Source organism: Nostoc spongiaeforme FACHB-130 (assembly GCF_014698475.1).
Taxonomy (GTDB): domain Bacteria; phylum Cyanobacteriota; class Cyanobacteriia; order Cyanobacteriales; family Nostocaceae; genus Nostoc_B; species Nostoc_B spongiaeforme.
Window position 1 is genome coordinate 1 of the sequence record NZ_JACJTB010000085.1, and the last position, 12,767, is coordinate 12,767.

A 12,767-nucleotide genomic window follows, 5' to 3' on the forward strand; every position below is an offset into this window, starting at 1 on the left:
GCAGAGAAAATCCCCTCTCTTGGTACTATTATTTCTGAGAAATCTTTTTTGAATCCTTTTGGCTGGTCGTGGCAACCATAATAATTCCTTACCCCGAAGTATTGAGGGGATACATTAAAACTTTCAATGAATCACATTTATGATGAGGTAGATAGTGATTCAGAAAATTGGGCAACAGAGTTAGGTAAATTATATGTTTTGCGCTATGGATACCCAAGTGATATCGATACATTTTGGGGGATTGAAAGTAGTTTAATTTACTACTTTAAAAAAACTGAGGAGTAAGCAAAATGATTTCGCTGTATTTCGGCTTAGGTGCGATTTGTGGTGGTTTTGTCACTTACTTAGTTGCTGATGCCAAGCTACAGAAAGAGCTGAGAAAGGCTGCTAAAGTTGCCAAAAGTGCCAGCGATAACCTTCACAGTGTAATCAATAAATATGAAGATTCCAAAGCTCAAGTAAATACACTAGTGCATCAATTAGAAGGTTTAAAAGATGAGCTAAAAGAAGCCAGAAAAACTATCAATTCGTTAGGTCATGCCAAGATTGAAAGTGGTGTAATGGTTGCTCACTTAAATTCTAGGTTAGAAGAATATCAAGCTAAACTGACTCAAATTTTTACCCAATCCCAGAAAGATAAACAAAGAATTGAGTATTTGGAAACTGAGATTGAGCAATGGGAAGCTAATTTTAAATCTCAGGTTGACATAGAAGCTAACAAACGCTTTCAACTGGCTAAACAAACCGAGTTAGAGAAAATTTACTTTGAGCATGATTCTATTACCTCTGAGGCAATGCAGTTGTTTAGACGGCTGCAAAATTGGGGTGAGAAGGTAGCTCATGGCCATACCTCCAAAGCTGAAATTATCAAAAGTTTAGCCAGTGGTTACAACCAAAATTTAGATGAAGTCAGCAAGGCGATCGCTTCTGAACGTCAAAACTATCTAGAGCAAATTGAACTACTCAATGAGCGCATAGCCCAACTGCAACGGGAACTGCAAGGGGATCTACTGGAACCTGTTTATGGTGAGTTTGGCTTTGATGCCAACGGACGGATAGCAAACGCGATCGCCTCTTGGCTATGGTTTCAAAAACAAATACCTCTTTTAGTTACGGGCATAGAGGAGACTGACGGAGTAATAACAGCTGGCTACTGTTATAGTCGGTCAATTTCACCCCATGCCCTCGCCAAATTAATCAAAGATTGCTCATCAGAAATAACCAGAAATTTAGGGATTTACAGCATTGAGTCTGCTAAGAAGCTGGCTGTAACTGATTGCCTTGTAGTTAAGTTCCGCAAGGATAGGCCAGTAAGAAAAGCTGATAAAGGTAGTCTGTACCGTAGTCAGCAGGATTTTATCAACTATCTACTCTCTCAGCCGATTAGGTGGCGAATTGTCGGGGAGCCAGGCGCGGGTAAAACTCCCACAGTCTTAGTTTTAATGTCACATCTACTAAAGCGTGGCTTCTTAAACGGCAACACTCCCAATGGTAAAAAACTGGAATTTACAGAGTTTGGTTTTTGTAATCCATTGGCAGGAATTAGCGTCAAAAACTCCAATGATTTAGACTTCTGCCTAAGTTGGCAAAGTGCCAGTAAAGGGTTTAAAGGTTTGGCTGATGAATACAACTTTCGCAAGTCTGCTACCAATTCCCAGTATAAGGATTCTGTGGGCTACATCTGGGTTTGTGACGAGTTTGATAATGCTATTGATACTGTTGGAAGTGACGGCGGTAAACAGTTTAAGCAAGTCCTCAAAGATGGCGGCCATATTAACATGGGTGTCATAATTATGGGTCAATCTGGAATGGTTGCCAGTACGAAAGGACTGACAATTGATGACCAAAAAATGCTGACCAACGTTTATATTGACCCTGTAAGTATCAGAACATTTCTGACTCAATATGGTGAAAGGTTTTACTCAAAATCAACAGTAGAAAAAGCTTTAGCCACACTGGAACAGCTTGAATTAGAGATTGAAGAACAAAATGAAACTATTTGCGATACAGCCAGAGAATTTAGAGTAGCTATGGTAGTGGCTGACCGTTCACCAGTGTTTTATCAGTTACCCTACTTCGATACCATTGACATTGATTTAACTGCTTATCAAGAGTCAAAAGTTCAAATAGCAAGGCTTAGGCAGAATCCTTTAATTGATACATCTACAACTTGCCCCCAATGCCAAAGCCAGAACATTAAGAAGAACGGTCGATCTGGGAGTAAACAGCGTTATTCATGTCGTGACTGTGGTAAAAACTGGCTGGAGGTGTAGCTATGGAATCTTCGTACTTTAGCAATGGATATCAGCCTAGAAATGATCATGAGTCAGGGTACATTTATTTAATGGAGGCAGAAGGTTATCACGGCTTAATCCCTGGTTTCTACCTGCGTCGTTGCAAAATTGGTTTATCTCGAAATCCTCAACTGAGACTAGAAAACTTTCACGCCAATCAGCCACCATGCAACATTAAAATTCTCACTACTGTTTACGTTCAAGACATGGCAGAAGTCGAGACACAATTGCACAATCAGTTTAAACATTGTCAGGTTAAAAGCTTAGTCAAAAGCCGCGAATGGTTTGACTTTAACCCTTTGCAAATGGCGATGGTAAGATATGCAATTGCCAAATATGACATTCATGTTTTCACTTTTGATGAACTGCCAGTTCAATTAATTCTGTTATGTCTATTAGGATTGTTGAGTGTAGGAATAATAACAGGAAGATTGACTGTTCAACCTGTGACACAATCACAAGAACAATTAAAAAGTGAGTAAAATCAACTTTGTTAATTGTTAAAAATTTGAAGAAAAACCGCTTCAATTTCTTCAAGAAGTTATTTGTAGTAGCAATAAATATTCGGACATTACTAGAAATTCAATGGAGTTGTAAAGATGACTCAAAGTTTAAGCATAGAGGAAATTCAGATAATTCTTAGAGCCATAGAAATAATCCTAATAATGTTGCAAGCTAGGCAGGAATATACAGATATAGAAGCCACTGAAGAATTTACCATTTCCAACGATTTTAATTTGTTGGATTTAATTAATTCATTGGGTGAAATTCAAGAGTCCATTGAAAACTTTAAATCTGCTCAATCTCAAAGCACAGAAAGTAACGGAGCATGAAACAGCCTTGCTGCTATCTACTGAAACTATCCGCACCTTTAGGTACAGAAAAACATTCGGCTAGATATTATCTTGGTTCTTGCACTAATCTGAATAAACGTCTAAAACAGCATAAACAAGGGACAGCCGCAGCTTTTACCCGTGCTGCCAGGGATAGAGGAATATTTTTTGAAGTTGTCCGAGTCTGGGCAACAGAGACTTTACAAGAAGCTCGACAGCTAGAAAGAAAGCTGAAAAAGCAGAAAAATCATGCAAGATTATTGCATTCAAAAAAGTTTCTACCAACACCTGAAATTAATATGTGAGCTACTACGCTTTTGTACTTAATTTTTCTGTACAAATTTCGCTTAACCAATTGCATTTTAGTTCATTTTTCCCCAGCTTGTCTCAGCAAATAATAGCTTGATGGAACTTTTATATGCCTATATTCACCTCGTATTACGCAGGTCAAATTAAGGGAGAAGCTGTTTCTATTTCGCTGAATCCTCCCCCCAATTGGAAAGGTAAGCACTTACCCCTATTCGCTCCAACTTCTGAATTGTTACGTTGGTGGAAATCTTCAGCTAAAGATATCGCCGCGCAGTCAGAATATAAGAGGGTGTTTAGAAAAATTTTGGATTCTCGGCAACAGTTGATCCAGTTGTGGGTAAACAAACAGCAGTCTAATCCACAAGATATGACGCTGTGCTGTTTTGAAAAGAGTAGCGATTTCTGCCATCGACATCTTGTTGCAGAGGAAGTATTACAAAAGCACTTGCCCCAGCTATGGGGCGGGGAAGTTGAAATTTCTTCAACACCACAACTCAACTTTATACAAGGTGCAACAATCAACCACTCTGCGATATATTCGCCCCTGGTGTTGTCGCTGATTGAAAAATGTCATTCGTCGGGTTATCCGGTGCAGTGCGATCGCATCCCTTGTGGATATTATCGTGTATCTCTGCACGGTGAGGATTTAGGCGAATGGTCAGAATTAGGAGTTTTAAGTGTTCTGTCTTCTTTGCAGCATGAGTTTTATCGGCAACGTCTTGTACCGTCATTGGTCAATACTACGGCGATCGCTAAAGTTAAAGAAAATCAGGAGTTTGTAACAGCTAAATCCGAATCTCCCAATTTGATTACGAGGCTTGGGAAATTGGAGGGGCAAGAGTTAGCCCAGATTCAGGATTGGTGCAAGTGGATTAAAAATCAGATGTTTCCGTCTGTTTCAAAATACGCTGATGGTCGTTTGGAGTTGCATCTGCGGCGGTTCGTTAGTCTTACTAGTGCGAAGTCGGGAAACAAGGCTGAGGTTAAGTTAATCGAACCTGGGTTGTATCCTGGTTCGTTTGTTATTGAGGAATTAGGAGAGAAATTGTTGCCGAATTTTCATCAAGCACTAGTTTTGTTTTACCCAGCCGGGACGCAAATTAAGGTACACCGTGACTCTCCAGCTTACGCTTCGGGGGCAGCACAGATAAACGTGATGGGTCGAGCGCGATTTTTTATTTCTGGTTGTCAGAATGTGCGGCTCCTAGAGTCATACTGGCTTGAGGAAGGAGATTGCATCAGCTTTGACAACAAGCAGCCGCATGGCATTGAACGAGTGCAAAGCGCGAGATGGTGTATTTGCTTCTTCAAACTCAAACCAGAGTACCTGGAAAGTTCAACAGTTAAACAGATGAGTCTAGTTTCTTAGCAAGTGCCTTAAGAAAACTAGTTATAGAGTTAATTACTGGTTTCGGGTGATATCATAACTGGTTATTGACTTGAGAAACTAGTTCTTTTAATGTAGAACCAGGAGAAAGTCAAATATGAGTTACGTCACCAAACCAGTACCATTAATAGAAATGCAAAAAGAAAAACTTGTTAGCATTAAAGCTTATGAATCAGATTTAGAAAAACTCAAAGAATTACAAAAACTTTGGTCGATGCGTACTCAACAAGAAGCAGTAAGCAAATTAGTCATGTCTGGGGAAGAAGTTATTAACTTACAGCGCAATTTGTTAGAAGCACAGAACAGAATTAGTCAGTTAGAACAACAATTACAGCAGAGACAGGCAATGCCACAAACAGAAGGAAAAGAACTAGTTGAGTCACAACCTAATCAATTAGTTGCAAGAGTAGAACATCTGGAAAATTTAGTAACAGCACTGTTAAAAAAATTGGAAGATGGTCAGTTCCCATTAACAACCCAAGGTATAACCAAATCACAGCCACCACAAGCTAAAGAAGAAGAGAAGGACTGGCAAAGTGTACCCAGTGAAGAATTACGCAAGATGAAAGCTAGGCCAGCAGTGGAGGAAAAACTCAAGAGAGTTTTTCAGGCGATCGCTAACTACAACGATAATGTTGCATCTAGTAATGATGAAAGATGGTATATCGGAAATGTAACTTTAAGAGAGTTATCAGGAGCCAATGGCCAAGTTATAGCTGATTGGATTAATCGTCATCAAACTTTAGTCAGCGATCACAATAATAAATATAGTTTAGGACAGTATCATAATAAGCGGCACAAGGGTAAATTAATTAATGATGTTATTAGTTGGTAATATTCATTAATCAAAAATAATTTTTAAATAAACTGGATTGTTAAGAGAAAATCACATAAATATAAATCAAAAAATATTTTAATTTCGGTTTTATCCACAGTTAAACAAATTTTTTAGACTTTGATTATTTTAATTATTAATAGTAAACAGTTCTAAATTAAATAATTCTAATTTAGAACTGATATAAGTATTTTGAAAATCTCAGTTACAAATTATTACTTTTCAAGTGGTTGACAAATCTTCTAGCTAATTCTCGGTAAATATCATGAACAGAGACATCAACTTGTATAGTAAAACATTTTCCAAATCTTTCTTTAGTAAAATTTTCAAGTTCATCCATTAAATCACCTTCATCATCGAATATTGTAGCTGATTCAAATAGTTGGATGAGTTCAGAATTAGATAGTTCTTCTAACTTACGTAGCATATCTAACCTACATTGATAATCTTAAATTTGTTTAACTCTGCCGAATTACTTAATTTTTGCCTATTTGTTTTTGACGGTAAACTTCAAAAGCATACAAGATTTCTTCATGAGTCATTTCTGCCAGTTTTTTAAGCTTTACTGATGCTTGAATTGCATCAAAGCCTCCTGTACGTAATGCCAATGCTAACTCACAAAGCACTTCGCAAATTTCTGGAGGAAGTTGAGCTAGATGTTGAAGATTAGGGCAATAAATTAGTAAAGAAAAAAGTTTTTGTTGAGATGAATTCAGCATAGATATATGGAATTTTTTTGATTACTTAGGAGATTAGGGAGGGTTCAGCCTCCCCTTGTAAAATTAGAAAGCTGTGTTACCTGTTTCGGTAACTTTGTTTAAATAGCCTTGCCAGTAGTCACCTGAGTAGCTTTGAGGAGGTAAGCCAATAGCAGCATCAAATTCACCGTCGAAGTAGCTATTAGATTTAGTGTGAACTTGGTTTTTAGGAATAAGTAGAACTAGCATACAGATATCCTTTTTATGTAGGGCAAGTAAAATCCCCCTTTAGCTAACTAGTTCTATAATAAAAGAACTGGTTAAAATAATCAATAACCAGTATTATCAAAATAGCTTATATGACTAGTTATATATTTTTAGAACTAGTTATTTATAATAGGCTGTACTAGAAAAGAGCAATTAGAGCAGGTGTAACCATTAATGCCTTGTTAGAGAAATCCTCACGCTGCCTCACCATGAATAATTGCATCGTTATACTAAAGGATTTAGAAAAACTAATAAGATACTTTGTATAGGGATAGCTAGTGTAATAATCCAGGTTTTAGGTAATTTATCTATATATAAACCCTTGTGTATAGTCCTTATTTACTTTAATATGGAAATATTAGTAAGTAAGGAATTGGTATGAGCAGGGAATTGAAGACACAGAATGAGATAGAAAATAGCTTTGTGGATGAGCGCGTAAGTTATCTAATGCCAAAGTTTGAAGCTTTAGCACCCTACCGCAAACAAACAGAGCGTAAAAATGGTGTAGGTAAGATACCTGGATGGAAAAAGTTAGCAACTGAAGAAATTAGATTATTGAAAGTCACATATCCAGATGAAAAGCCAGAGGCATTAAAAACTTATGGTACTTGTCTCAGACAAATTACAGCAATTAAAAAAGCACTTAAAAATTCAATCAAAACTTCTATAAAAGATGAAGCTTTACATAGTGCAGTAAATACGATAATTACTAATTTTGGTCGAGCATTGTCAGAGCATTTTGCACCTTATAAAGCTTCCCAATCAGAACAGTATAGAGAAAAAGTAACCGAGCGTAGACAGCCAGAAAACCGGATAGAAATTGATTTAACTCACTCTCTCAAATTTGCTCATACTGTACTAACTGACATCAAAAATGGTAATGATGCTAATTGGATGGATGTGAGTTGTTCTATTGCTTTGGCTACTGGTCGTCGTATGGGCGAAGTTCATTTATCAGCCAGTTTTGAAAAAATTAATGATTATACAGTAGCTTTTAAAGGACAATTAAAAGGTAAATCTAGACGTGTAAAAATAGGTGAGAAAGCTTTACCGATTAAAGAAGTAGTATTTGAAATACCCACATTAATTAATTCTGATTTAGTATGTCATGCTCTGGACTGGCTTGATAAAAAAGGTAAACGATTTCCAAAAGATGAAGACCCGGAACGGGTAAACAGACGTTTTTCAAAAACACTTAATCAACATTGTAAAGAATTTGATATTTTTCCAGAAGATGAGCGTACATATCACAAATTTAGAGCCGCTTATTTTAGAGCTTGTGTAGTTAATGCTGGCATTGATTCTTATGACTTTATCGACTACGCAGAACGAATTTTAATTGACCGAGATGAAACCACAATCAACAGTTACAAGCGTTATGAAATTAAGCCTGGAAGCCTCACCAAAATTTGCTAAATCCCTATACTAAACGTCTTGACGTTATATTACAAGAGGCTTAGTATAGGGATATGGTGAGTTTAATCACACATCTATTATGAGTGAGATTGAAAAATTAGAAAGAGAAAGTAATGAGGTTTGGGCATTTAGGCTAGGTAGCATTGCCGCGAACCAGTTAAAAGGTGTCAAGGATGAACAAGCTATTAGAGAAATAACACTCAAATACTGGGAACCAATTAGAACAGCTATAACCAGTGATAACAGCCTTAAAAGACCTAGAACAGCCTTTGCAAAAGCAATTAACGAAAAGTTTCCTAACTCAAGTAAGCCAAAGCCAGGATATTACCACACTAAGCCACGCGGTAAAGCTCCTCACTGGGAACATTTAGCTTTGTGGTATGCCACCAGCAACCGCGATCGCTGGGATATTATCGGAGATGAAGCAAGAGATGCCTATAAAGCTGGTTTTGAGCAACCAGCACAGACAGAACAGACCCAACCGACAGAGCAAATTACTTTACAACCAGAAGCTACAGCTACAGTACCCTCATTAGAAACTATGAATATTGCACAGTTGGAGTTAGACGCAGATACCCAAAAAGTTGTAGAAGACGCGATCGCCTACTCTGGTATGTCACTGGCTGAGTTTGTCAGAAAAGCTTGCCAAGTTTATGCCAAGACCGTAACGGGTAAAGTCAAGTTAGCTGATGAAGACTTAAGCTCAGTGCTTACCGCAGAACTGATGAGCGAAAAATACAAAACCCATCCTGGTAGGGCTGATGAACTTACACGCCGCGCTATCTATGCCTTAGAAGTTCATAACAATAACTGCACTGAAAGAAATCAGAAATGGCATATTAACCAAACTGCAATACAAACACTCACAGGTAGCAAGCCAGCGACCATCAAGAAAATTTTGGAGAATTACCAAACTCGATTAGATGACCACAACGCCAAGCATGAATTAAACCCATACGATAATCGTAAGCCAGGGATAAAAATTGATCAGGCTATAAATTTAGTCGAGCTTGTACCTGATGGGTTAAATATGGTGTAGCGATCGTCTGCTCCACGATAACTATACTAAAGGAATTGTATAGCTATGTAAGTGACAAATCTGAATATAGGTGTATAAAAGGGTAGAGCAAAAAGTGAGAGATCACCGCGCCTGTGTGTCGTTGAAAGTTATGCCGTAATAAACTAATAGTGCATAACTTTTGCAGTAGCCATGAGTAGTGATCGCCATTTTTGGTTCGTGACCAAATTAGCTTTCATCCTATACTGCGTAAAGCTTTACTACACTTTTTGTGATTTTACCCCCTGCGTGACCAAATTTTGAACCATAACGTGACCAAAATCTGCCAAGAACCACTTTATCTTTTAAGTGACAAAATAAAAAGTCACTGTAAAGTTGCCAAGAAGCAATTTATCATTCAAAGCACAAAATTCTATAAATCATTATAACTGCTATACTTTTTATTGTTTCCCTTGAAATTGCTTGATTAAATTACCAAATAAAGGTAACTGTTCAATTACTAATTTGATCAATTCTATAAAATTTTTCTCCTTTAATCTATCATCTTGCCGTAATTGCAAAACACCTATTAAAATAATAAAGATTGCTGTACCAATAATTGCTAAAACTAGATAATGGAACGGTAATACACTCCCAAAAAAAGCGATTAGGCAAAATACAACCACAAATATAAATAAATAGAACATTCCATTACGAAAAGCAAAAGGAAGTATAACTTGTACTTCCTGATCAGATTCTCCGCTTGATTTAGGTGGTTTTGACATAATTTTATTTTTCTTATTTAGTGAGTGAATTATATTAAATACTCCAATATTTCCTTCTATTGTTACAGAAGCGTTAGCGAGTAGATCATTACTTTTATGATTTGTAGTTTTTAGGAAATTACTTCTTTCCATTATATCATCAATTAGCCCTAATACATTTACCATTTCGTAACTTTTTTGACATTGAATATCATTTTGTTTATCTTCTACAAACTTACGCAGAACTTCCAAAGGATAGGAGTGTGGGTCTTGACTGTCTCTACAATTATTACAGTTACATGGTATTAACTTTTTATATTTCAGTCGCTTATACGAACTATGAATTTTATCGAGTTCATGTGTAACTATTGTCATCAAATCTCTTTTATGACGACCTGAAACTCGAATCTTAATCTCTCGTTTAGTGTAATTTTCAATCACCTCTGCCATTGTGTGATCCTTGTTAAGGAACACTCCACTTTTCCAGACAAAATGGCTATAAATATACTCATGCATTACAACTATAAACTGGGTAATAATACCTTTTGGCATGAACTCATAAGTGTACCGTAATATAAGGTTATTCCTTTTATCCCACTTTCTTTCACTATCAAATTCAGGTTGATTAGGAGATAGTAATTGTGGAGCAATATATGATTTAGTCTCACTTCTTGGTATTTCGTAGCAGAGCTTGAAGTTTATCATCAGGCGCAAGAGTTCATCTCTCATAGTTTCATATTTTTTTTCACACCAGATGATTTGCAAATCATAGTGAGTGAACTTTCCTTGGTTACAAATCACTTTTTCATTATCCAAGACTTTATAAACTGCATCAGTACCCCATTTAGGTTTCAGGATAACTATTCTCTTTAAAAGAGGATCATCTTGGAAATGCAAACATACACCTAGATCATGTAGATAACTACTTAACTGCAACTTGTCTTTGTGTTGTGTGAAACCATTTTGCTGGCAGATATTCAAGTATTCATCCAAGCTAATGTAATCGCGTGAATCACTCTCTAAAGCTTCCCGGACTCTAACCCAAGTCTTTGGGAGCGGATTCCCAATATGAGGTAAAGATGTAATGTAATGCTTAATTTGATGTAAAATCTCTAGCAACCCTCTGTTCGTAGCAAGATTAGTTGCCAAAGTTTCTTTCAGGTTACTAAATTCTCCTCGTAAATAAGTGTGATTAATCTCACGATGACGGTTTTGCTTCTCATTTTTAACAATCAATAGTGGACTGTTATTACTTAATAGTTCAACTACTTTTAACCAATAATAAAAATCTGTATCTTCCTTACGTGTATCGGCTACTAAGGCGTAAAGGGAACGCTTAGTCAGAAAAAACTGATGGGTTGCATGATAAATTTCTTGTCCTCCAAAGTCCCAAATATTGACTCGAAAAGTACGTTCATTATGCATTAAAAACTTCCACAATATAACTTCAATTCCTTTTGTAGAATTTTCCTCTCTAAGTTGATAATTAGGGTCTTCAATTTTTTTTGCAAGTGTTGTCTTTCCTGCTCCCGCTTCACCTATAATCAATAATTTTGCTTCATATATATAATCTATACCCTCTGCTTCCAGTTGCCGGAAATAATCTTTAATCCCTTCAAAACCTCTCTCAACTACTTCAGGCGGTGGCTTCTTAATAGGATTATCACTCAAATCTAAACGATTAAGTTTATTTAGATGAGTTATTAATTCTGGCAACATTGTTACTTTATTATCGTTTAAATCTAGATAAGTTAGATTTTGTAGATGTGAAATCGATAATGGTATATTGGTTATTTGATTGGAGCTTAAAGCAAGTATATTGAGATTTTGTAAATTACCAATATAGTCTGGAATTTCTCTTAATTTATTATATCTTAAATATAAATGTTCTAGATTTTTTAAGCGTGTAATTGTCTCTGGTAATGTTGTTATTTCGTTAGAGCTTAAGTGTAATAAACTAAGTTTTTCTACACGTGTAATTACTTCTGGAAAAATTTTTAATTTGTTATTTTTTAAATAAAATTCTTCAAGGTTTTCTAGTAAAACTATATCTTCTGGCAATGTTGTTATTTGGTTATAGTTTAAAACTAGTATTCTGAGGTTATACAAGCGTGTAATTACTTTTGGAAAATTTGTTATATTGTTAGAACTTAAATCTAGAGAAGTAAGCTTTCGCAGATAAGTAATTTCTTCTGGTAAATTGGTTATTTGGTTATCACTTAAATTTAACTCAGTAAGATATTTTAAACGACTAATTTCTGTTGGAATTGTCGTTATTTGATTGTAACTAAGATTTAAAATTTCCAACCATTCAAGATTAAAAACTTCTAGAGGAATTTCTGTTAATTTCTCATTAAAAGGAGTTGTATGTTCATTACTTAAATCTAATTTCTTCAGTTTATTATTTTTTACTTCTTGAATTCTGCTACTAATATTTTGAGAATTATTTAACATGATTAAATTTTCTAACGATGATAATTCTTGATAATTGCAATAACAACTTATGTTTTTTATAAAAAAGTACAACTATAAAAAGCTTATAGGTAAATATTAATATAAGCCTTACAATTTATAGTGTTTTTATTTTAGAATTTAATAACTTGTTGCCTCATCTGCTAGAAGCTAAGTGTGGTCGGCGTTAGAATGCCCTCAATGCGTACAGTGAGCCAACGACTGACTGTGTAACTGCCCAAAGTTTTGGGGAATGCAACACCTCGAACGGTCTAGTAACCATCAAGGCGGTTGGGACAAGCTCAAAGCGTCGTTAACAAACTGTAAAGGCCTCAACTCTGGATGTCGCATATCTGAGTTTTTCTCAGTGTTGGTAGGCAGGCTAGATCGACTTGGGAGTAACGGCTAACAGAAAAATAAATAAATGTGAAAGAAAGTGCTGAAAATGCGCTTATTTTTTGCTGTCAATAAAAACAGTCAAAAATGAGTAAGCCAGCAAGCACTATTTTGTGCTGT

13 protein-coding genes are annotated in these 12,767 nt (G+C 36.0%); 9 read left to right on the plus strand and 4 right to left on the minus strand.

Annotated elements, in window-relative coordinates; genetic code table 11:
• Nucleotides 1-126: 126 nt before the first annotated feature.
• From H6G74_RS30385 to H6G74_RS30415, 7 genes are all read left to right on the plus strand, one after another.
• Nucleotides 127-285 (plus strand): hypothetical protein, encoded by a 159-nt coding sequence (locus tag H6G74_RS30385; RefSeq protein ID WP_190971230.1) that lies wholly within the window; start codon nucleotides 127-129, stop codon nucleotides 283-285.
• 5 nt (nucleotides 286-290) lie between these two features.
• The gene (locus H6G74_RS30390; RefSeq protein WP_190971231.1) at nucleotides 291-2,273 is read left to right on the plus strand and encodes an IS1/IS1595 family N-terminal zinc-binding domain-containing protein; all 1,983 of its coding nucleotides are present in this window, start codon (nucleotides 291-293) and stop codon (nucleotides 2,271-2,273) included.
• A gap of 2 nt (nucleotides 2,274-2,275) precedes the next feature.
• The gene (locus H6G74_RS30395) at nucleotides 2,276-2,776 is read left to right on the plus strand and encodes a GIY-YIG nuclease family protein (protein WP_242051392.1); all 501 of its coding nucleotides are present in this window, start codon (nucleotides 2,276-2,278) and stop codon (nucleotides 2,774-2,776) included.
• Between the two features lie 117 nt (nucleotides 2,777-2,893).
• Nucleotides 2,894-3,127, plus strand: a complete 234-nt coding sequence (locus H6G74_RS30400) for a hypothetical protein (RefSeq protein ID WP_190971232.1) — start codon at nucleotides 2,894-2,896, stop codon at nucleotides 3,125-3,127.
• Nucleotides 3,124-3,432, plus strand: a complete 309-nt coding sequence (locus tag H6G74_RS30405; RefSeq protein ID WP_190971233.1) for a GIY-YIG nuclease family protein — start codon at nucleotides 3,124-3,126, stop codon at nucleotides 3,430-3,432. The genes H6G74_RS30400 and H6G74_RS30405 overlap by 4 nt, the downstream gene beginning before the upstream one ends.
• Nucleotides 3,433-3,545: 113 nt before the next feature.
• Complete coding sequence (locus H6G74_RS30410) at nucleotides 3,546-4,805, plus strand: DUF488 family protein, N3 subclade (RefSeq protein ID WP_190971234.1); 1,260 nt, start codon at nucleotides 3,546-3,548, stop codon at nucleotides 4,803-4,805.
• A gap of 115 nt (nucleotides 4,806-4,920) precedes the next feature.
• The gene (locus H6G74_RS30415) at nucleotides 4,921-5,658 is read left to right on the plus strand and encodes a hypothetical protein (protein WP_242051393.1); all 738 of its coding nucleotides are present in this window, start codon (nucleotides 4,921-4,923) and stop codon (nucleotides 5,656-5,658) included.
• Nucleotides 5,659-5,863: 205 nt separating this feature from the next.
• Here the strand turns inward: H6G74_RS30415 and H6G74_RS30420 are convergent, their stop codons facing one another.
• The 3 genes from H6G74_RS30420 to H6G74_RS30430 form a co-directional block, all read right to left on the minus strand.
• Nucleotides 5,864-6,085 (minus strand): hypothetical protein, encoded by a 222-nt coding sequence (locus H6G74_RS30420; RefSeq protein WP_190675745.1) that lies wholly within the window; start codon nucleotides 6,083-6,085, stop codon nucleotides 5,864-5,866.
• A 49-nt stretch (nucleotides 6,086-6,134) separates the two neighbouring features.
• The gene (locus tag H6G74_RS30425; protein ID WP_190971235.1) at nucleotides 6,135-6,377 is read right to left on the minus strand and encodes a hypothetical protein; all 243 of its coding nucleotides are present in this window, start codon (nucleotides 6,375-6,377) and stop codon (nucleotides 6,135-6,137) included.
• Between the two features lie 63 nt (nucleotides 6,378-6,440).
• Nucleotides 6,441-6,605, minus strand: a complete 165-nt coding sequence (locus H6G74_RS30430; protein WP_190971236.1) for a hypothetical protein — start codon at nucleotides 6,603-6,605, stop codon at nucleotides 6,441-6,443.
• A gap of 396 nt (nucleotides 6,606-7,001) precedes the next feature.
• Between H6G74_RS30430 and H6G74_RS30435 the strand changes: the two genes are divergently transcribed.
• Together H6G74_RS30435 and H6G74_RS30440 are read left to right on the plus strand one after the other, a co-directional pair.
• Nucleotides 7,002-8,039: a protelomerase family protein gene (locus tag H6G74_RS30435; RefSeq protein WP_190971237.1), complete on the plus strand. Its 1,038-nt coding sequence runs from the start codon at nucleotides 7,002-7,004 to the stop codon at nucleotides 8,037-8,039.
• A 79-nt stretch (nucleotides 8,040-8,118) separates the two neighbouring features.
• Entirely contained in the window at nucleotides 8,119-9,078 is a 960-nt protein-coding gene (locus H6G74_RS30440) for a hypothetical protein (protein WP_199341174.1), read from the plus strand.
• 419 nt (nucleotides 9,079-9,497) lie between these two features.
• Here H6G74_RS30440 and H6G74_RS30445 read toward each other — a convergent pair whose 3' ends face one another.
• On the minus strand, nucleotides 9,498-12,254 hold the full coding sequence (locus tag H6G74_RS30445) for a COR domain-containing protein (RefSeq protein ID WP_190971238.1): 2,757 nt from the start codon (nucleotides 12,252-12,254) through the stop codon (nucleotides 9,498-9,500).
• Between the last annotated feature and the right edge of the window lie 513 nt (nucleotides 12,255-12,767).